We start from the raw sequence: 20,481 nt of genomic DNA, 5'->3' as shown, positions 1-20,481 counted from the left end.
TCTAACTAACCAGAAAGAAAGATAATAAGGAAGGGACTAACCTGATGACAACGCAAGTGAATAAAGTGCTCGAAACCGAGGTTGCCAAACGCCGCACCTTCGCGATTATTTCTCACCCGGATGCGGGGAAAACAACGCTAACAGAAAAGCTGCTTCTGTTCGGAGGCGCGATTCGTCTGGCCGGTACGGTCAAAGGGCGTAAAGCAAGCAAGCATGCAACCTCCGACTGGATGGAGATTGAGAAGCAGCGGGGAATTTCGGTTACATCAAGCGTGATGCAGTTTGATTATGAAGGCCATCGCGTCAACATTCTGGATACCCCGGGTCACCAGGATTTTAGTGAAGATACGTATCGGACATTAACCGCGGCGGACAGCGCCGTGATGCTGATCGATGTAGCCAAAGGGGTCGAGACGCAGACGAAGAAGCTATTCCAAGTTTGCCGGATGCGTGGCATTCCGATCTTTACGTTCATCAACAAGCTGGACCGTGAGGGCCGCGATCCGTTTGAACTGCTGGAGGAGCTGGAAGAAGTGCTTGGCATTCGTTCTTATCCGATGAACTGGCCGATCGGCTCGGGCAAGCAGTTCTGCGGTGTCTATGACCGTGGGAAGACGCAGCTGGAGTTGTTCCAAGGCGACGATCATAAAGAGATCGAGGTTCGTAAAGTCAGCGGAGTTGACGATCCTCTCGTTCGTGAAATCGCCGGTGAATTCCTTCATCAGCAGTTGAGCCAGGATATTGAGCTCCTCGATGTGGCGGGCGATCCATTTGACATGGAGAAGGTGCTGCAGGGCGAACTGACGCCTGTATTCTTCGGAAGTGCGGTTAACAACTTCGGTGTGCAGACATTCCTTGAGAACTTCCTGCAGCTGGCACCGAAACCGGAGCCGCGCAACAGTACGGCAGGTGTGATCGAGCCGACGAAGGAAAAGTTCTCCGGCTATGTGTTTAAAATTCAAGCCAACATGAATCCGGCCCACAGAGACCGTATCGCGTTTCTGCGGATCGTATCGGGCAAATTCGAGCGTGGCATGACGGTCAAGCACGTGCGCGCAGGCAAAGATATCAAGCTTTCGCAGCCGCAGCAGTTCCTTGCACAGGACCGAGATATCGTGGAAGAGGCTTTCGCAGGAGATATCATCGGGCTCTTCGACCCGGGGATCTTCCGCATCGGCGATTCGCTGAGCCAAGGTGAGGAAATCGTGTTTGACGAGCTGCCGACGTTCTCGCCGGAGCTTTTCAGCAAGGTCTCGATCAAGAACGCGCTCAAGCAAAAGCAGTTCCTGAAAGGCATCGACCAGCTGACGGAGGAAGGGATGATTCAGGTCTTTACGACGATCGGCTTCGAAGATATGATTCTTGGCGTCGTAGGCCAGCTGCAGTTCGAGGTGTTGGAGCATCGGATGAAGAACGAATACGGCGTGGATATCCTGCTGCAAAGACAGAACTATCAATTCGCCAGATGGATTATCGACGAGAAGATCGATCCCGGTAAGTTCCGGATCAATTCCCAGCTCGTGAAGGATAAAAAAGGCAACTACGTTGCGCTGTTTGAAAGCGAATATGCGTTACGATCCTCCATGGAGAAAAATCCGAACGCCCAGTTTTTAACCAATGCGCCTTAACAGTTGATACCAGCCAACGACAGCCAAATCAGAGGGTAGTCAGCTGATTACGCACTAGTAGCTAATTAACAATATCAGCCAAAAAAAGAGACCGCACCAAGCTAGTGAGCTTGGTTTGCGGTCTCTTTTTTTTGCAGCTACAGGTCAAACTGCCATTCTTGTCGCAAATCTTGATGAGCACTCATACTATAGGTACGGATTCAGTCTAAATCCTTAAAGGATGTGACTTACTCACGTGAAGATTCTTATTGTAGCTCCTGAACAAATTCCGGTGCCGCCCCTCAAGGGAGGCTCGGTGGAGATATGCATCTACGCTATCGCCCGCGAGTTGGCGAAGCACCATCAGGTGACGGTCATCAGCAGGACTCATCCCCGATACTCACAGGTGACAAAACGGGGGGCTTTGACCATCAAGCGGGTGGCAAGCGGCTCATCCGATATCTACCTAAAGTCCGTTCTTCGGGCGATAAAGGGGACATCCTACGACTGGATTCAAGTCGATAATCGTCCCCGATACGCTGCTCTGATTAAACGAAAAGCCGGAAAAACACCGGTCTCCCTGTTTCTTCATTCATTAACGTTCGTCCAGCAACCTCACGCATCTCGAAGCAATGCCGCCGAATGGCTGGCTGAGGTAGACAGGATCATCGCAAACAGCGCTTCTTTGAAAAAGAGGCTGAGCGCGATGTTTCCGACTTCGCGTCACAAAATAAAGCGAGTATATCTTGGTACGGATGTATCCAGATTCAGGCCGGCTAGTGCTGCTGAGAAAGCCAAAATTCGCCGGGAAATGGACGTAAACGGAGGATTTCAGGTACTCTTTGCAGGGCGGATTATTCGAAGAAAAGGAATTCCGGTATTAATTAAAGCCATGCATATGGCAAGAAAGCAGGTTCCCGGAGCGAAGCTCCTGATTGCCGGGTCAGAGCATAGGAAGGGCTATAAGGCTCAATTGAGAAGAGAGGCCAAGAGGCTTTCTGTGCCGCTTCGATTCTTAGGGAATGTGCCCCACGGTAAGGTGCACCACATCTATTGGCTGGCGGATTGCTTCGTATGTCCATCCCAGAAGCATGAAGCGTTCGGGCTTGTCAATGTGGAAGCTATGGCATCCGGCCTGCCTGTCATCGCTTCGGCTAATGGAGGCATCAAGGAAATTATCAAGCATGGGCGCAGCGGAATCGCTGTAAAAGCTTATCGGAGGCCGCAAGCTTTTGCCAAAAGTATTGTAGCTGTTGCACATAACCGGGCATGGGCCGGGAAACTAGCCAGGCAGGCTCGGATCGATGCGGTTAAGCGGTTCAGCTGGCAAGCGACAGCACGCACGCTCGCTGCATGTTACAGGAAGAAGCGGGAGGGTTCTTCATGAGCAAGATTTTACGCAGGCATATTAACAGCAAATGGGCCAAAACCAAGGCTATTCAAACCGCAAGCAGGTTGGAAACCTATATCCCTCTCACAAAGCGGATGACCTACCGGACACTCAAACAGATGCTTCATAAGCATCGAATGGTTTACATCAAGCCGGACAGCGGTATGTTCGGTAATGGTGTCATGCGTGTGGAATGGCATAAGGGTCGGCAGGACCAATCTTACTTCTATCAGGAAGGCGAGACGCCAAGAAGCTTTGGGCGTTTTGTCGATATGTATAGATCTATTCGTAAATTGATCGGTAAGCGCCGTTATTTGGTTCAAAGAGGGATCGAGCTGCTGACCTACAAGGGAAATCGCTTTGATATCCGGGTGATGGTTCAACAGAGTCCTGTACAGGAGTGGGAAACTACGGGAATTATTGGTCGGGTAGCGCACCCTCGCAAGATTGTAACGAACTTTCATAACGGAGGAGCTCTCAAGGACCCGGGGCTGCTGCTGCAGGGATATATGGCGGATAGAGAGAGTAAAAAGCTGATGCATAGGCTCCAATTGATAGGACTGCACGCTGCAAAGGCCATGCAGTCCCGATTTAAGGGAGTGAATGAAATTGGTGTGGATGTGGCGATTGATCATAAGCTTCATCCATGGATATTAGAGGTGAACACGTCACCTGACCCGTATATCTTTCGGAGACTGAGAGATAAGCGCGTCTATGCCAAGGTGATGCAGTATGCCAAATCGAACGGAAGAGTAAAGCCTAAAAACCGGTGATCAGCTGCATTCTTCGCGGGGTTCATCATCCTGTCGCAGCGACAAGGCTTTGCAAGCAATGAGCAGCTCTAGCTCTTGTGCCGAGATCGGCGGGCTAAGCAGGTAGCCTTGAATCGTGTTGCATTTGGTTTCGCGCAGGATTTCCAGCTGGCTGAGTTCTTCAACTCCTTCAGCGACGACCTGGAGATTGAGGGTGTGACCGAGATGAATGATGGCATGTGTAATGGCCAAATCACTATGGTTATTATGAATGTTTTTGACAAAGGACCTGTCTATTTTCAAACAATTGATCGGAAAATGCTTTAAGTAGCTGAGCGAAGAGTAGCCGATTCCGAAGTCATCGATGGAGATGGAGATTCCATAATCACAGAGCCTCTCCAGGATGGAAACCGTTTTATCCATGTTGTGCATGATGGTGCTTTCCGTAATTTCGAATTCGAGAAAGCTGGGATCAATGTGCATTTGATCGATGACGCGGATGACCTTATCGGCAAAGTCGTGCTCCTGGAACTGGCAGGGGGAAATATTGACAGCTAGCTGGTAGTTAATGATACCGGCTTCCAGCCATTTTTTCTTCTGCATGCAGGCGTGTCTGAGTACCCATTCTCCAAGCGGCAAAATCAAGCCGCTCTCCTCAGCAAGCGGAATGAACTCTCCCGGAGGAATAATACCATGCACGGGATGATTCCATCTGACCAGTGCTTCCAAACAAATAATTTGGCCAGTGGACAGTTCTAGTCGCGGTTGATAATAGAGCGTAAGCTGATCCTCCTGGATCGCCTTGCGCAGTTCGGTTTCAAGCTGAATATATGCGGCAGCATTCGCTTTCTCGTGCTCTGGTTCATAGTGAAGGCTTTTATTTTTGCCGGTGTTCTTGGCGGCGCGCAGTGCGAGATCTGCTTGCTTAAGCGCCAGGTCTACAGAGTGTTCCTCCAAATCGACTTGGCTAATGCCGACACTGGCGTTTACATAGCAGGACTGGGAGTCCATGCAGAACGGTTCCAGGAAAACTTGTTGAATTCGATCGATGTTTGCGGTCAATTCCTGTTGGTTATCTGCGTGAAGCAGAAGTACGAATTCATCGTCACCGGTTTGAATGACAAGTCTTCTATCATTGGCAACAAGCAGACGATCAGCAATTTCTTTAAGCAATTGGTCTCCGGATGCATATCCGAGCGAGAGGTTAATATGGCGAAATCGATCAATGTCGAGTAAGAGAAGGCTGCATATAGGGGTGTAATTCTCTCGATATAGCAATTGAAGCGAAGAGACGAGAAGGTTGCGAAGGACATTGCGGTCATGTATTCTCAGGTGTGCATAGTCGGGGGGTGAACCGCTGTAGTGAGCTTCTTTGGCTTCTTTCGTCACGAATGTGGTCTCGTCTGCCATTGATGAAAAGGAACGAAACAACTTTCTGATGAATTTCAATGTGATCCCTCATCCCTACATCATAGTGTACGCTCTTTTCTATCATAAAACGAAATTCAGTTTATAGACAACATCACAATTAGGTCGAAAAGGGATAAAATGTAAGGTAACCGCAAACTTTGACGAAAAAAAAGAAAATTTTGTCGCGAAGGGGGAGGGTGCAAGGAGAACTAATGGTACATGTTTGTCGCAAAACGATCAATGTAAAGAGAACTATTGACACACAGATGACCAAATGAGAAAATGTACGCGTGTACATTTTGGTTTTACATAACTTCATACATACCGTAGTGACTGTTGAAAGTCATGGAAATGTTGTGGGAATGGATTGTTTGAGTTTTTTGCAGGAGGGACATTATGGTAACTAGACGAGAAGTCGCTGTATTAGCGGGAGTTTCAGAAGCGACGGTGTCCCGGGTATTTAACGGCTTGGGCCCCATGAAGCCCGAAACGAGAGATCGCGTATTGCAGGCGGCTAAGGAACTGGATTATCATCCGAACGCCATCGCCCAAAGCTTTGCCCGCAGAAGGAGCGGGAATTTAGGTGTTGTTCTTCCGTACATGCCTAAGGTCCATTTATTCTCTGCTTACTACTTCTCAGAGATTCTAAGCGGAATCGGCGAGGAAGTGAAGGAACATGGCTATGATATGCTGCTAACCCTGTTGTCGCCGGATGAGCACATCGACTATACACACATGCACAGATCGCAGAAGGTAGATGCATGTGTCATTCTTGGCTCGCAGGATACGCCGGAGCAGAGGGAGTCGCTTCTGCAGCTTCATGAGCAGGGCTTTCCGTTTTGTCTAGTCAATCAGCACTTCGAAGGGATGGCGCTCCACGAGGTGGATGCCGACCATGTGCATGGAAGCTTGCTGGCCGTGCGCCATTTGTTGGAGGAAGGTTGCCGGCATGTCGCTTTCCTCAATGGGTCCCCACTGTATTCCAACAGCAAGGATCGGCATGAGGGATACCGGAAGGCTATGCAAGAAGCAGGTCTTGAGATATCTCCTTCCTGGCTGCTGGAGGGCAACTACAGCAGGAAGAGCGGATATGAGGCCGCAGATAAGCTCTGGGAGCTTAGACACGAGGTGGATGCTGTCTTTGCCGCGAATGACCGCATGGCGATAGGGTTGATACAGGGCTTGCGCGAGCGGGGATGGATCGCCGGCCGGGATTTTGCTGTAGTTGGCTGTGACGATTCCGATGCGGCCAAGCTAAGTGACCCTCCGCTGACGAGCATCAGTGTGCCGTTCTACGAGATGGGCCGGGCTGCGGCGCGAAGTGTTCTTGCCAGAGTAACCGGCAGCGAGCAAGAAGATGGGCTTGTGCAGCTGAAGCTGCCCACAGGGCTCATGGTACGCCAATCATCCAGAAGAAACAGCTAAGCTTAAAGCATGGTATAGATTCGAATTCGATATCCGCTAAATCCAAAGGAGGAGCAGTATTGATGAAATCATTCAATATCGGGATGGTTGGTTATAAGTTTATGGGAAAAGCGCACAGTCACGCGTACCGTGACCTGCATATGTTCTTTCCTCAGGTAGCGGTTCCCCAGATGAAGCTCATTTGCGGACGCGATGAAAGCGGTGTCAGCGCAGCGGCCGACCAGTTCGGCTGGGACGGCTATGTCACGGACTGGCGCGAGCTGGTCACGCATCCGGATATCGACATCGTCGATATCAATGCACCCAGCGACGCGCACAAGGAAATTGCGCTTGCAGCGGCCAAGGCCGGCAAGCATCTGTTCTGCGAGAAGCCGCTGGCGCTGACCCTTGCGGATGCAAGGGAAATGCTGCAGGCGGCTGAGGAAGCCGGGGTGAAGCACATGGTCGGCTTCAACTACCGGTTTGCTCCAGCGGTGCAGCTGGCGAAGAAGCTGGTGGCCGAGGGTCGTCTCGGCCGCATTCATCACTTCCGCGCCTGGTTCCTGCAGGATTGGATCGTAGATCCAGAGTTCCCGCTGGTATGGCGCCTGCAGAAGGAAATTGCCGGCTCCGGCTCGCACGGCGATCTGGGCGCGCATCTAATCGATCTGGCGCACTTCCTGATCGGCGACATGACGGAGGTCATCGGCATGAGCGAGACGTTCGTCAAGGAACGTCCAATGCCTTCGGCGATGACCGGACTGAGCGCCAAGGGCAGCAAAGACGCGCCGCTTGGACCTGTAACCGTCGATGACGCGACGCTGTTCATGGCTCGTTTTGCAAACGGAGCCCTTGGCAGCTTTGAGGCAACCCGCTTTGCGCCGGGCCACCGCTGTACGAATTCTTTTGAGATTAACGGCAGCAAGGGCAGCGTGAAGTTTGATTTTGAACGGATGAATGAGCTTCAAGTGTATTTCACCGACGATGCCGAAGACGTGCAGGGCTTCCGCCGTGTGCTTGCGACAGATGCTGCTCATGCTTACATGGATGCATGGTGGCCTGCCGGTCATACGATTGGGTATGAGCATACTTTTGTCCATGAGGTTGTGGAGCTGATGAAGGCGATGGAAGAAGACAGACAGCCTGTTCCGAATTTTGTGGACGGCGTCAAATGCCAGGAAGTGCTAGAAGCGGTTGACCGTTCTATTGAAGAACGCCGTTGGGTCCAAATTAGTGAAATGTAGCTTAGCGTAGGCGTGTCTAAACAAGGTGACGTCTACCTTCAGGAACGGGCTTATGGAGCATGATATACGTTGGAGTGAAAGTATCGAATAAGGTGACGAGGTCGCCCAAGTAGAGAGGAGCATGACTTACCTATGAGTAAACAGGCATTAATCGTATGGGGCGGATGGGACGGTCATCAGCCGGAGGAAGTAGCAGGTATTCTTGGTGGTGTTCTTCGTGAGGAAGGCTTCCAGGTTGAGATATCGGATACGCTCGACAGCTTCAAGGATGCGGAGAAGTTAAAAAGCATGGATCTCCTTGTTCCTGTGTGGACCATGGGCACCATCACGAAGGAACAATTATCGCCGCTGCTGGCAGCGGTCAAAGAAGGCGGCTCGGGCATTGCAGGCTGTCACGGCGGCATGGGTGATTCTTTCCGGAACGAAGTGGAGTATCAGTACATGGTAGGCGGGCAGTGGGTTGCGCATCCAGGGAATGACGGTGTTACCTACACAGTCCGAATCAAGGATAGCGAACATCCGCTGACCAAGGGAATCGAGGATTTCGTCGTAGTTTCTGAAAAATACTACATGCATATTGATCCTGTGATTGAGGTTCTTGCCGTCACAGATTTCGATCATGTGGAAATGCCGGTGGCCTGGACCAAGAAGTACGGCGAAGGTAAGGTGTACTACAACTCACTGGGGCATCAGGCGGACATTGTCCGTATGCCGCAAACCTTAGAAATGATGCGCAGGGGCATGCTCTGGGCCGCAAGATAGCTTCCATGCTAGAAGCACGATTGCATGATAGATGGAGGACCTCAAGATAGACAATAAGTATCTCAAGGCAGCTTGCACAATAAGACAGCAGAATGGGACCTAATGATAAGCTCATTAAAAGCAGAGCAGATCGAAGACAGATCGGGAGGATCGATGGAGTTATGGGCAAATTAAAAGTGGGCATCATCGGTTGCGGCAACATCAGTGCTATTTATATGAAAAACATACCAACCTTTTCTCAGTTGGAGCTTTCCGCTTGCGCGGATCTGGATGTGAACCGGGCCAAGGCGCGCGCTGAGGAATTCGGTATTGAAAAAGCTTACTCAGTCAGCGAACTGCTGGCGGATCCTTCCATTCAGATCGTCATTAATTTAACAATTCCCGCAGCACATGCGGAAGTATGTCTGCAAGTGCTGGAAGCAGGGAAGCATGTTTATGTGGAAAAGCCGCTTGCCGTAACACGTGAGGAAGGCCGCGCTATCCTGGAGAAGGCCCAAAGCAAGGGATTGCTGGTCGGCAGCGCTCCTGATACGTTCCTGGGCGGAGGTATTCAGACATGCCGCAAGCTGATCGAAGACGGCTGGATCGGTACGCCGATTGCAGGGACTGCTTTTATGATGAGCAGAGGCCATGAATTCTGGCATCCGGATCCGGAGTTTTACTATCAGCAGGGCGGAGGTCCAATGTTCGATATGGGACCTTACTATTTGACAGCGCTGGTCGCTTTGCTCGGACCGATTCGCCGCGTGACAGGATCAGCTGGAATCAGCTACCCGGAGCGTACGATTACGAGCGAGAAGAAGCGCGGGCAAAAGATTCAGGTTGAAGTGCCTACACATGTCGCTGGTGTACTTGATTTCCATAGCGGCGCGATTGCAACCTTGGTGACAAGCTTTGACATCTCGGGAGGCACGAATCTGCCGAACATTGAGATTTACGGAAGCAAGGCCTCGCTCCGAGTACCTGATCCGAACACATTCGGCGGACCTGTGTACATACGCAAGCATGGCGGCGATTGGGAGCCGATTCCGCTGACGCATGGCTACACCGAAAACTGCCGCGGCTTAGGCGTAGCGGCTATGGCGCAAGCCATTCTCGATGGCGATACGCGTGCGCACCGCGCTAACGGCCAGCTTGCTTATCATGTGCTGGAAGCTATGCACGGTTTCCATGACGCGTCCAGTGAAGGCAAGCACTATCTCATGCACAGCAGCTGCGAGAAGCCTGCTCCTCTTGAAGCGTATTCCGTGCTATAATCACTCTATAAGTAAGTGCCTCCTTCGCATTGAAGGGGGCATTTTGAATTTTCGATGTGGAGTGGGAGCAATACGGAAGGAGTTGTACGATTTTGAACAAAATAGCGGTAGTCACGGATTTTGACGGAACCTTGATGGAGCAGGACGTCGGCAGCACGATTATGAAGCAATTGGGCGTGGAACAAGAGTCACAGCTGATTGAAGTGCTTGCCAGGTTCAAGCGCAAAGAGATCGGTTCCTATACATGGATTGAGGCATCTACACCGCTGCTTGAAGGTAAACGCGAGCAGGTCGACCGTCTGATTGAGGACAAAGAACTCCGGGATGGGGCGCTAGACTTTCTTTCCTTTTGCAAAGGGGAGCAGGTGCCTGTTACGATCCTTAGCGACGGGCTGATTTATTATATCGAGCGTATTTTGGATCGACTTCAGGTGGAAGCCGAACAGGTGATTAGCAACCCGATTACTTATTCGGACAATGGTGAGCTGCGGTATGGCTTGCAAAATGATAATGCTGCTTGCAAATGGTGCGGGTGCTGCAAGGCAAGTGTGGTGAGAAAGCTGAAGCAGGATGGCTGGAGTATTATTTACATAGGGGATGGGGGCAGCGATTATTACGGCTCTGCGTTTGCGGATTGGATTTTCGCTAGATCCAGCTTGGTAAGGTATTTAACGGAGGAAGGAACGGAGTTTTATCCGTTTCAAACGTTTTGGGATGTGTTGGAAGTTGTACAGCGCAATTGGAATGACTTTCTTGCAGGCACAGCTCCTCGCCGATTAAACGTGAGGGTACCGGCTGCTTGCTCATTCCCGGATGATGAGACTTAGTTTTGATGGGCTTCAAAGTGAACTTAAGTACATGAATGGGGTCCAGAGGAAGAAGATTTATGCTGGCTGGCAGAAAAGCACTAAGGAATTAAATAGCCAAGGGAAGCTTGGATACGCTACCCCCTGGCTTGTTGAGAACATGTGCGGGTAAGGCAATATTTGCTTAAGCAAGCAAGCAGCAAGCAGCAAGCACTACCATTGCAAACTTCCTGTTGACTCACCCCTATACAGCGGTCTTTCCTATGGATAGTTTCCGCACAATGCTTACTGCAGGTGGTCCTTTAGCGTACCTACAAGCTCATTTTGAATAGATTCATCGCTGTGCTGCCAAATAATCTCAAAAAGTACGCCCAGCCCAGGAAGTACACGCTCTTCTCCGCCAATGGAATCCTCGATAATTTCTTGAAGCTCGTCATTCGATTTATTTTGGACACGCTGCAGGATGGCCTGTCTAAGATTAATGTTCATTCGGAGAAACCTCGCTTCCATTTCGTTATCTCTCCTAATATGCGCAAGTTGGGGGAGCTTCATGCTTACCATTGCTAGGTGAAAAGTGAGATGGCTTTGGCAGTGTGTTATAATAATCGTTAGATTATGTGGAGCATGGAAGGATGGAGCAGCAAATGAAAAAGCAGTTTGCCATTATCGGCATGGGAAGATTCGGCTCGAGTGTAGCCAAAACCCTATCACAGCTTGGCTTTGAGGTACTTGCTATCGATCATCGTGAAAGCGTCGTACAAGATGTTTCCATGCTTGTTACTCATGCGGTACAGGCTGATTCTACCGACGAAGATGCGCTTCGGGCTCTGGGCATCCGTAATTTTGATGTTGTGGTTGTAGCCATCGGGGAGGATATTCAGGCGAGTATCTTAACTACATTAATTCTGAAGGAAATGGGCATTGCTACAATTGTAGTGAAGGCCGTCAATGATCTTCATGGAAAAGTGCTGAAAAAAATCGGCGCGGACAAGGTCATTTTTCCGGAGCGGGATATGGGGCAGCGCGTTGCCCACCACCTCATTTCATCCAATATTCTCGATTATATCGAGCTTTCTGCGGATTACAGCATTGTAGAGATTCAGGCTTCCAAGCATATGCTCGGCAGAAGCCTGCGGCAGCTTGATATTCGCGCCAAGTATGGATGTAACGTGATTGCGATTAAACAAGATCAGAAGTTGGTCATTCCTCCAAGTGCGGAAGATCCGCTAACTGATGAGGATATTTTAGTTATCGTAGGAAAAAATACAGATCTTCAACATTTTGAAGTGACTTTCGCGGAGTAATATATATGCATATTGAAATTATGTCGGTTCAAAATCCCCGGGTCAAAGAATGGGCGCAGCTGCTGGAGCGCCGCGGCCGTGATAAGCAGGGGAGATACCTGATTGAAGGGTATCACTTGGTAGAAGAAGCGCTTCGTTCCGGCGCTGCCGTGGAGTGCGTTGTCTACAGCGTAGACAAAGACCTGCCCTCCGGCTTGCTGGAAGCAGCCGGAGTGGCCGTGGAATGGATTGCCGTGAGTCAGGCAGTCCTTGAGAAATGCTCGGATACGCAGACCCCGCAGGGCGTATTCGCCGTAGTGGCCAAGCGAGGCATGACCGCTGACGAGCTGCTTGAAGCCCGGCCGGATTTGGCCGTAATCCTGGACGGCGTCCAGGATCCAGGCAATCTCGGCACGATCATTCGAAGCGCCGATGCGGTCGGCGCCGGTGCTGTTGTGATCGGCCGAGGCACGGTCGATCTGTACAATCCCAAGACGATCCGCTCGACGATGGGATCGCTCTATCATCTGCCGATCGTGGAGGCGGATCTGCAGGAACTGCTGCCGCGCGCCCGGGAGCGCGGCATGCGTTTGGTCACCACGAGCCTGCAGGCGCAGCGCTCGTGCTACGAAACGGACCTGCGCCAGCCGACGTGGCTGGTCATGGGCAACGAAGCGAAGGGCGTCTCGCCCGAGGTGGCGGCGCTGTCGGATGTGCAGGTGATCATCCCGATGCAGGGCAAGGCCGAGTCGCTGAATGTTGCAATGGCGGCGACAGTGCTGCTGTTTGAGGCTTCGCGGCAGCGGTTGGTTTCGGAGTTACCATGATCGTTGTGAGTTGTAATTCACTGTGATAATTTGAGACAATTATTTGAATCAGTACTAGCAGGATGCACCTTGCTAGTATTGATTTTTTTATTTTTGGATATATCTGCAACACCAGAAGTCAGATTCAGGATCAAACATGTATCGCAAAACTCATGCTGATGCCAGAGTGGGATTCCACTCTCAGTCTTTGGCCCTTAGTTTCTTTCAAAACATGAACATTAATTTTTATTATTGAAACGTTTCCAAAATCGTGCTAATATGAATGTAACAACAAAGAGAAAGCAAGTGGGGGTGTTCGTGTGGCGAGTTTAAAGGACGTTGCAGATCTAGCCGGTGTTGGTGTTGGGACCGTATCCCGAGTCATTAACAATTATTCAGTGAAGCCGAAGACTCGAGAGAAGGTAATGGAAGCGATAAAAGTTTTAAACTATACACCGAATGAAGTGGCTAGAAATTTCAAAATGCAAAAGTCAAACTTAGTCGCTTTACTGCTGCCCAGTATCTGGAATCCATTTTTTCTGAGCTGGCGTATTATATCGAGGATGAGTTGGACCGTGAAGGCTTTAAACTCATACTTTGCAATAGCGGGGGCAAGCCTTCGAAGGAGCTCTATTATTTTGATGTGCTGAACCAAAACAAAGTGGCTGGCATTCTCGGTATTACTTACAATGAGATTGAAAGCAGCATGAATACGGATATTCCGATTGTAAGCATTGACCGCCATTTTTCTAAATCCATTACCTGCGTGACTTCAGACAACTATAACGGCGGGAGGCTTGCTCTAAGGGAGTTGGTCAAAGCTGGTGTTAAGAAGCCGGCCTTTCTGGGAGTTGTAACTTCCGTATTCAGTGAAACGATGCTGCGAAAAAAGGGTTTATCGATGAAGCGGAAGAGCTTGGGGTCAAGTATATTGTGTATGAAGAGCCGGACCCGATTATGGATGAACTGAAATACTTCGGTAACTTTTTTAAAGTTAGGGAATACCGTGAAGTGGATGGGGTTTTTGCAATAACGGATATGTTCGCGGCTACATACATTGATCAAGCGCAGAAATACGGGATTAGGGTTCCGGAGGATGTAAAAGTGATCGGGTATGACGGCATTCAGGACACCCATTTATTTCACCCCATATTATCTACGATTCGTCAGCCAGTTGAAGAGATGGCTCGGACATCGGTGAGGCTGCTTCTACGAAAAATTGACGGGCAGGTGCTCGAGCAAGAGACGTATCGGATCCCTGTTCAATTTAGGCCAGGTGAAACTACCTGATTGCTTAAAAGGAACAGGTAAGTTTTTTGAAAGATTTGGAAACGTTTCAAAAACAACTTCCAAATCTTCATGATTAACTTGGAAAAGTGGTTTTCAATAGCTATTTTGGAAACGTTTCTATTTATACTTCAAAAAGAGAGGTAGACATATCATGAAGTACACTTCTGTGACCATGGCTCATAAAAAGCCTAAGGTTTCCCAAAGTAACTTGAAACGACGGATGAAAGCTATTGCGGGTAATTATCAATTGTATTTATTTTTACTTCCCACAATTGTATTTTTTGCCATATTTGCGTACTGGCCTATGTATGGTGTGACGATTGCTTTCAAAGATTTTTCGGTGGCAAAAGGAATTATGGACAGTCCCTGGGTCGGATTTAAGCATTTTGAACGTTTTTTTACATCATTTAATTTTTGGCAGTTGATTAGAAATACGTTGGGTCTTAGTGTAATCGGCCTTTTGGTAACCTTTCCACTTCCTATCATTCTTGCGCTTTCGCTGAATCAGGTGACGAATTTACGCTTCAAAAAGTTTGTACAAACAACGGTATATGCACCTTTCTTTATTTCTACTGTTGTTTTATCGGGAATGATTCTGGTGTTTCTGTCACCGACGGGAATTATTAATCAGGCGGTTGTTCATCTAAGCGGTCAGCAGCCAATCTTATTTATGTCCAAGCCGGAATATTTCAAAGCCATCTACATTCTCTCTGATGTGTGGCAAGGGACAGGCTTCGGTGCGATTATCTATCTGGCCGCGCTGGCTGGCGTCAATCCCGAAATTCATGAAGCGGCAATCGTCGATGGAGCGACGAAATGGCAGCGTGTTTTACATGTAGATGTCCCGTCCATTATGCCAACAGCTGTGATCCTGCTAATTCTCGCGGTTGGAAATGTGATGAATATTGGTTTCGAAAAGGCTTATCTGCTCCAAACGCCTACCAATCTGCCTACTTCAGAAATCATCTCAACTTACGTATACAAAGTCGGTTTAAAGCAATCTCAGTATAGTTTCTCTACAGCAGTCGGGTTATTCAATTCCGTCATTAATTTAATCTTACTAGTTGTCGTAAACAAAGCTGCCAAGAAGTTGTCCAACACAAGTTTGTTCTAGGGGAGTTGTAATATGTCCGTCAGTCAATCAGAAACATCATTGCGATCACGCAGTGACATTGGTTTCGATGTTCTTAATTACACTGTCTTGACCGTAATTGCACTGCTTGTTATTTACCCTTTGTATTTTGTTTTTATAGCTTCATTCAGTGATCCCTCAGCGGTTTTAAACGGAGAAATGTGGATCTTGCCTAAAGGGGTAACACTAGAGGGATACATGCGGCTGTTCAAAGAAAGCAGTATCTGGATAGGCTACAAAAATACAATACTATACACAACTGTCGGAACTACCATTAACGTGCTGTTAACCCTACTAGCAGGGTATGCACTTTCTCGTAAAGATTTGTATGGACGTCAGGTCATTATGTTGTATCTGTTAGTTACAATGTTTTTCTCTGGTGGTCTAATTCCTACGTATCTCGTCGTTAAAAAGCTGCATTTGGTAAACACCATGTGGGCATTAATTTTACCGAAAGCGGTCTCTTTATTCAATATCATTATCGCCAGGACATTTTTCCAGGAGACAATTCCGATTGAATTGCTTGAGCAGGCGAAGATTGACGGATGCTCAGACACCACATTCTTTTTAAGAATCGTGATGCCATTGTCACAATCTATTATCGCGGTGTTAGCGTTGTTTTACGCTGTTGGCTATTGGAATTCATTCTTTGATGCACTGATCTATTTAGGCGATGAAAAAATGTATCCTTTACAGCTGGTGCTGCGCAATATCCTCGTTGTCCAGAATGAGTTAGCCAGCAAATTTGTTACAGATGTGCAATCAGCGGACGTACAACAGAGGATTGCGAATCTATTGAAGTATGGTGTTATCGTTGTAGCATCATTACCTTTGTTGGTTGTGTATCCATTTATGCAGCGATACTTTGTCAAGGGAGTTATGATTGGCAGCGTGAAAGGTTAGTCCGATAGATGATCGTACATCTCATTACACTAAGGAGGTGGTTCTTCCTGGGTGGGCCTTGGGAAGGTTGTCAGACAGGGACATTGGTTCATATAAGAATGTTTATTAAAAAAGGGAGGCAAAAAACAAATGAAAAAATGCCTGGCAACATCTTTAATTTTAGTAGTTTCCGCAAGTGTACTCTTTACAGGATGTTCTAAAAACAATTCCAATACTGACACTGCTTCAGCTACTAAGAATGGCAAGAATGCTTCGTCGACGGCCGAAATCAATACAACAGGTTATCCTATTGTAAAAGACAAAGTTACTCTAAATTTCGTTTCTCCCAAAAATCCTATGGCTCCGAGCTTCGGGGACATGACTTTTTTTAAGAATCTTGAAAATCAATCTAATGTACACATTGAATGGAACAACATTCCGTCGGATGGATATCAGGAGAAGAAAAACATTCTGATCGCGACTAACGATCTGCCAGACGCTTTTTATAACGCTCAATTCACCGATTTTGATCTAATCAAGCTCGGCGGTGAGGGGACGATCATTCCGCTTGAAAAGCTGATCGATCAGTACATGCCCAACTTAAAGGCTTTATTTGAGAAAAGACCGGACCTGAAGGCCATTGTTACTGCTCCTGACGGACACATTTATTCTCTTCCATATGCTGAAGAAATGAACTTGATCAATATGCCGAATCAAATGTTTATTAATAAAGCATGGCTGGATAAACTGAATCTGAAAATGCCGACTACCCTAGATGAATATCACGACGTTCTCAAGGCGTTTAAAGATAATAATGTGAACGGTAAAGGAACGGTAATTCCATTGTCCTTCTGGTTTCAAGGTTGGTGCGGCAACGAAGGGGATTTACTTGGAATGTTCGGGGCGCCTGACGTAACGCAAGATGATCATCGCATCGTAAAAGATGGCAAAGTGCTGTACTCTGTTGCTCTACCCGAGTATAAAGAAGCAATCGCTTACTTTCATAAATGGTACGAAGAAGGTCTGATTGACCCTGAGTTTGCGACAGTCGATGCCCAGAAGCTGCAAGCGAAAGGGAAAACAGCGGATGAAACATTAGGTTCATTTATTTGGTGGGAAGGTCCGGAAATTGTGGGTGAAAGTCGTATGAAAGACTATGCGCTACTACCTCCACTTAAAAATAAAGAAGGCAATATCGTCATCGGTAAGACCAATTATTCGGAGTATACCCGTGATTCCTTCGTCATTACGAAAGCTAATAAAAGCCCAGAAATTACGGCACGCTGGGTTGACCAATTATACGATCCGAAGACAGGTATTCAAGCACACTGGGGACCGATCGGCGAGGTTTATAAGGAAGAAAACGGTAAGCTTGTGAATTTGCCGGTCCCTGACGGCACAACCGCCGGGGAGTACCGTAATAAAGTGGCACCTGGTGGACCTTTGGCTGTAACGAAAGATCAATTCGGAACACTTGTGGACATGGAGCCTCGTGCAAAACAGCGTTTGGATGAACTGCAGAAGTATTACTTCCCTTACCAGGTTAAAGAGAACTATCCATTTGTCTTCCTCCCTGCCGATGAGTTGGAAAAAGTCAATCAGATTGAGACACAGCTGAAAGAATACACCAAACAGATGAAAGCGAAATGGCTGATGGATGGCGGCATTGAAAACGATTGGGATAGTTATTTGAAGAAACTTGATCAGATCGGGCTGAAGGATTACTTGACTATCTACCAAAATGCGTATGATAACTTCAAAAAAAATAACAAATAAAGCAAGCCGATACTAAAAGAAGAAACCGGAACCGAAACCAATCATCAAGTGCTCCGGTTTCTTCTACCTAAAGTCGAGCATTGCGTTGATAGTAGTATGGAAGGATGGAGAAGAAAATGATTACTGAAGCTTACAATGAAAAATATCGTCCACAATATCATTTTACCCCTCCTGCTATGTGGATGAATGATCCTAACGGAATGGTGTATTTTCAAGGAGAATACCATTTGTTTTATCAGTATCACCCAGAAGGTATCACGTGGGGACCGATGCATTGGGGGCATGCCGTAAGTACGGATTTAGTACATTGGGAACATCTCTCTATAGCATTAAAACCGGACCACAACGGGTTTATTTTTTCAGGGAGCGCTGTAGTTGACTGGAGCGATACCAGTGGGTTTTTCTCAGGTCAGCCGGGGCTTGTCGCCATGTTTACCCATGCTGATCAGTACCCAGAATCTGAACGGCCCAGACAAAGGCAAAGTCTGGCTTACAGCGCGGATAAAGGGAGAACATGGGTCATGTATGAAGGTAATCCTGTTCTCTGTAATGAACAAATAACGGATTTTCGCGATCCGAAAGTGTTCTGGTATACAGCTGGAGGCCACTGGGTGATGGTAGTGGCGGCTGGAGACCGTATTCAAATGTATACATCGAGTAACCTCAAGGACTGGACTTATGCCAGTGAATTCGGTGCTGCAGAAGGCTCGCATGACGGCGTATGGGAATGTCCGGATCTGATCGAGCTGCCGGTTGAAGGAAAGGATGGGATAAGCAAATGGGTCCTCATAGTTAGTATTGGCGACCATCCTGAATTACCGGAAGGCTCGAGAACGCAGTATTTTATAGGCAGCTTTAATGGATATTCATTTATGAGTGAGTCATCAGACAATTCAGTGCTTTGGCTGGACTACGGCCGGGATAATTATGCCGGCGTGACATGGTCTGATGCTCATCGAGATAAGCAGGAGAAGATCTTTATCGGCTGGATGAGTAATTGGAAATATGCGAACCAAACTCCAACAAGTACATGGCGAAGTGCAATGACAATACCGCGTGAATTAATGCTTCGAGAGACGGAAACTGGTATTCGTTTGGTTCAGACTCCCATTCCTGAACTACAAAAACTACGTTTGCACGAGCAAGCGGTTCATCAAAAGAATATTACTATTTCTCCGGGTGAAAATCCCCTTGAAGACATGAATGGAGTAACATATGAGTTAGTTTGCGAAATGGAATTAGGAGATGCTTCAGAAGTCGGTTTCAAGCTTCGGACCTCTCCTCAAGAAGAGACCGTGATAGGTTATCAAACGGCTTCCCAAACCTTATACGTTGATCGCAGTAAATCTGGTGAAAGCAGTTTTCATCACGCATTTCCCTGTAGGCATGAGGTTCAAGTTCAACCAAAGAAGGGTCGTATCCTTTTCCATATTTATGTTGACCATTCTTCGATTGAAGTATTCGTTAATGAAGGAGAGGTCGTGATTACAGATCAGATTTTTCCAAACCCAGCAAGTACGGGGGCAGAACTGTATGTATATGGAGGAGAGTCTAGAGTTGTTTCTTTGTCATACTTTCCATTGCAATCTATGTATTCTTTTGTGACGGCATAATTCCGCATAAGCTAGAAAGACACAACCGAATGAATGCTTAGCCATGCATGAGCTTCATTCGGGGTGTGCTTTTGGTGATTCTAAAAAACAGGTGAGGAGTCGTATGAAATGGAAGCAGTTGCAATTGGTGAGTTGTTAATTGATTTCACCCCAGAAGGACGCGGGGACGGTAAGGAAGGACACGTTGCATTTTTACGTAATCCTGGTGGTGCTCCGGCTAACGTAATGGCTGCATTGACTAAATGGGGAATTCAGACTGCTATGATTGCGAAAATTGGCGACGACCCGTTAGGCCACTATCTTAAAGGGGTACTACAGGAGGCAGGCGTCAATACCGATGGTGTGGTCCTCACACAAGAGGCACCGACCACACTCGCATTTGTTCACCTCGATAAGACGGGTGACAGAAGCTTTCATTTTTACCGCAATCCCGGAGCGGATTGTTTGCTGCGGCCTGAAGAGATTAATAGAGATCAAATTACTAGAGCACGCATATTTCATTATGGTTCTATTTCTAAAACTCACGAGCCGGCAGCATCAGCAACACGGTATGCGGTTCGGACTGCGAAGGAAAGCGGAGCTTTGATTTCTTACGACCCGAATCTCAGACTCCCATTATGGGAATCTGAGACGTGTGCAAAGCAAACTCTACTGGAAGGCTTTAGTGATGCGGATATCCTGAAATTGTCGGAGGAAGAGCTACTTTTTTTAACAGGTATCAATGACCCTATCGAGGGGACAAAGTATATTTACGACACCTACGGGACGCGATTGATCCTTATAACACTAGGAGCGCTTGGTAGTTTTTATCGATACGGTACTTTATTTGGCATTCATCCCGGATTTCAAGTAGAAGTTGTAGATACGACAGGCGCAGGCGATGCCTTTCTGGCAGGCGTATTATTTTGCGTGTTAGAGAAAGGGGGCATAGACGGTTGGAGTAAGGGGGAATTAGAGCGACTGCTCTCTTTCGCTAATGCTTCTGGAGCTTTGACGACGTGCAGTAAGGGAGCGATTCCGGCATTGCCATCAGTAACAGCCATTCGTAATTTAACGATGGAATAGTGT

At 47.9% G+C, this 20,481-nt stretch carries 17 protein-coding genes and 1 pseudogene; 16 read left to right on the top strand and 2 right to left on the bottom strand.

Annotated elements, in window-relative coordinates; all coding sequences use genetic code 11:
• Positions 1-44: 44 nt before the first annotated feature.
• From L0M14_RS22335 to L0M14_RS22325, 3 genes are all read left to right on the top strand, one after another.
• Positions 45-1,628, top strand: coding sequence for a peptide chain release factor 3 (locus tag L0M14_RS22335; protein WP_235118751.1), 1,584 nt, complete (start codon positions 45-47; stop codon positions 1,626-1,628).
• A gap of 235 nt (positions 1,629-1,863) precedes the next feature.
• Positions 1,864-2,994 carry a glycosyltransferase family 4 protein gene (locus tag L0M14_RS22330; protein ID WP_235118750.1) on the top strand — a complete coding sequence of 377 codons (1,131 nt, stop codon included), beginning with the start codon at positions 1,864-1,866 and terminating at the stop codon, positions 2,992-2,994.
• Positions 2,991-3,770: a YheC/YheD family protein gene (locus L0M14_RS22325; protein ID WP_235118749.1), complete on the top strand. Its 780-nt coding sequence runs from the start codon at positions 2,991-2,993 to the stop codon at positions 3,768-3,770. Before L0M14_RS22330 ends, L0M14_RS22325 begins: the two co-directional genes overlap by 4 nt.
• On the opposite strand, the gene L0M14_RS22320 is transcribed toward L0M14_RS22325, so the two are convergent.
• Positions 3,771-5,198: a putative bifunctional diguanylate cyclase/phosphodiesterase gene (locus tag L0M14_RS22320; RefSeq protein WP_235118748.1), complete on the bottom strand. Its 1,428-nt coding sequence runs from the start codon at positions 5,196-5,198 to the stop codon at positions 3,771-3,773.
• Between the two features lie 357 nt (positions 5,199-5,555).
• Between L0M14_RS22320 and L0M14_RS22315 the strand changes: the two genes are divergently transcribed.
• From L0M14_RS22315 to L0M14_RS22295, 5 genes are all read left to right on the top strand, one after another.
• Positions 5,556-6,584 (top strand): LacI family DNA-binding transcriptional regulator, encoded by a 1,029-nt coding sequence (locus tag L0M14_RS22315; protein WP_235118747.1) that lies wholly within the window; start codon positions 5,556-5,558, stop codon positions 6,582-6,584.
• A gap of 62 nt (positions 6,585-6,646) precedes the next feature.
• Positions 6,647-7,807, top strand: a complete 1,161-nt coding sequence (locus tag L0M14_RS22310; RefSeq protein ID WP_235123007.1) for a Gfo/Idh/MocA family protein — start codon at positions 6,647-6,649, stop codon at positions 7,805-7,807.
• 132 nt (positions 7,808-7,939) lie between these two features.
• Positions 7,940-8,569, top strand: coding sequence for a ThuA domain-containing protein (locus tag L0M14_RS22305; RefSeq protein WP_235118746.1), 630 nt, complete (start codon positions 7,940-7,942; stop codon positions 8,567-8,569).
• A 161-nt stretch (positions 8,570-8,730) separates the two neighbouring features.
• On the top strand, positions 8,731-9,825 hold the full coding sequence (locus L0M14_RS22300) for a Gfo/Idh/MocA family protein (RefSeq protein ID WP_235118745.1): 1,095 nt from the start codon (positions 8,731-8,733) through the stop codon (positions 9,823-9,825).
• A gap of 92 nt (positions 9,826-9,917) precedes the next feature.
• Positions 9,918-10,652 (top strand): MtnX-like HAD-IB family phosphatase, encoded by a 735-nt coding sequence (locus L0M14_RS22295; RefSeq protein WP_235118744.1) that lies wholly within the window; start codon positions 9,918-9,920, stop codon positions 10,650-10,652.
• Between the two features lie 264 nt (positions 10,653-10,916).
• Here L0M14_RS22295 and sspI read toward each other — a convergent pair whose 3' ends face one another.
• Positions 10,917-11,120, bottom strand: coding sequence for a small acid-soluble spore protein SspI (sspI, locus tag L0M14_RS22290; RefSeq protein WP_235123006.1), 204 nt, complete (start codon positions 11,118-11,120; stop codon positions 10,917-10,919).
• A 155-nt stretch (positions 11,121-11,275) separates the two neighbouring features.
• On the opposite strand from sspI, the gene L0M14_RS22285 reads away from it, so the two are divergent.
• The 8 genes and pseudogenes from L0M14_RS22285 (at position 11,276) to L0M14_RS22240 (ending at position 20,478) form a co-directional block, all read left to right on the top strand.
• Positions 11,276-11,935 (top strand): potassium channel family protein, encoded by a 660-nt coding sequence (locus L0M14_RS22285; protein WP_235123005.1) that lies wholly within the window; start codon positions 11,276-11,278, stop codon positions 11,933-11,935.
• 11 nt (positions 11,936-11,946) lie between these two features.
• Complete coding sequence (locus L0M14_RS22280; RefSeq protein WP_235123004.1) at positions 11,947-12,741, top strand: TrmH family RNA methyltransferase; 795 nt, start codon at positions 11,947-11,949, stop codon at positions 12,739-12,741.
• 299 nt (positions 12,742-13,040) lie between these two features.
• Positions 13,041-14,010 (top strand): annotated as a pseudogene (locus L0M14_RS31635) (LacI family DNA-binding transcriptional regulator).
• A 151-nt stretch (positions 14,011-14,161) separates the two neighbouring features.
• Complete coding sequence (locus L0M14_RS22260; RefSeq protein WP_450091465.1) at positions 14,162-15,124, top strand: ABC transporter permease; 963 nt, start codon at positions 14,162-14,164, stop codon at positions 15,122-15,124.
• Between the two features lie 12 nt (positions 15,125-15,136).
• Positions 15,137-16,045 (top strand): carbohydrate ABC transporter permease, encoded by a 909-nt coding sequence (locus tag L0M14_RS22255; RefSeq protein WP_235118740.1) that lies wholly within the window; start codon positions 15,137-15,139, stop codon positions 16,043-16,045.
• Between the two features lie 129 nt (positions 16,046-16,174).
• Positions 16,175-17,800, top strand: coding sequence for an ABC transporter substrate-binding protein (locus L0M14_RS22250; protein ID WP_235118739.1), 1,626 nt, complete (start codon positions 16,175-16,177; stop codon positions 17,798-17,800).
• Between the two features lie 116 nt (positions 17,801-17,916).
• Entirely contained in the window at positions 17,917-19,413 is a 1,497-nt protein-coding gene (locus L0M14_RS22245) for a glycoside hydrolase family 32 protein (RefSeq protein ID WP_235118738.1), read from the top strand.
• Positions 19,414-19,521: 108 nt separating this feature from the next.
• A complete protein-coding gene (locus tag L0M14_RS22240; RefSeq protein WP_235118737.1) occupies positions 19,522-20,478 on the top strand; it encodes a carbohydrate kinase family protein in 957 nt (318 codons plus the stop codon).
• The last annotated feature ends 3 nt before the right edge of the window (positions 20,479-20,481 follow it).

The sequence above is a fragment of the Paenibacillus hexagrammi genome (genome assembly GCF_021513275.1).
GTDB classification, from domain to species: Bacteria; Bacillota; Bacilli; order Paenibacillales; family NBRC-103111; genus Paenibacillus_E; species Paenibacillus_E hexagrammi.
This window is presented reverse-complemented; position numbering and strand designations above follow the sequence as displayed.

Coding starts and splice junctions, on each gene's coding strand:
- L0M14_RS22335 (WP_235118751.1), top strand. CDS start 45: ATGACAACGCAAGTGAATAAAGTGCTCGAAACCGAGGTTGCCAAACGC.
- L0M14_RS22325 (WP_235118749.1), top strand. CDS start 2,991: ATGAGCAAGATTTTACGCAGGCATATTAACAGCAAATGGGCCAAAACC.
- L0M14_RS22315 (WP_235118747.1), top strand. CDS start 5,556: ATGGTAACTAGACGAGAAGTCGCTGTATTAGCGGGAGTTTCAGAAGCG.
- L0M14_RS22310 (WP_235123007.1), top strand. CDS start 6,647: ATGAAATCATTCAATATCGGGATGGTTGGTTATAAGTTTATGGGAAAA.
- L0M14_RS22305 (WP_235118746.1), top strand. CDS start 7,940: ATGAGTAAACAGGCATTAATCGTATGGGGCGGATGGGACGGTCATCAG.
- L0M14_RS22300 (WP_235118745.1), top strand. CDS start 8,731: ATGGGCAAATTAAAAGTGGGCATCATCGGTTGCGGCAACATCAGTGCT.
- sspI (WP_235123006.1), bottom strand. CDS start 11,120: ATGAACATTAATCTTAGACAGGCCATCCTGCAGCGTGTCCAAAATAAA.
- L0M14_RS22285 (WP_235123005.1), top strand. CDS start 11,276: ATGAAAAAGCAGTTTGCCATTATCGGCATGGGAAGATTCGGCTCGAGT.
- L0M14_RS22260 (WP_450091465.1), top strand. CDS start 14,162: ATGAAGTACACTTCTGTGACCATGGCTCATAAAAAGCCTAAGGTTTCC.
- L0M14_RS22255 (WP_235118740.1), top strand. CDS start 15,137: ATGTCCGTCAGTCAATCAGAAACATCATTGCGATCACGCAGTGACATT.
- L0M14_RS22250 (WP_235118739.1), top strand. CDS start 16,175: ATGAAAAAATGCCTGGCAACATCTTTAATTTTAGTAGTTTCCGCAAGT.
- L0M14_RS22245 (WP_235118738.1), top strand. CDS start 17,917: ATGATTACTGAAGCTTACAATGAAAAATATCGTCCACAATATCATTTT.
- L0M14_RS22240 (WP_235118737.1), top strand. CDS start 19,522: ATGGAAGCAGTTGCAATTGGTGAGTTGTTAATTGATTTCACCCCAGAA.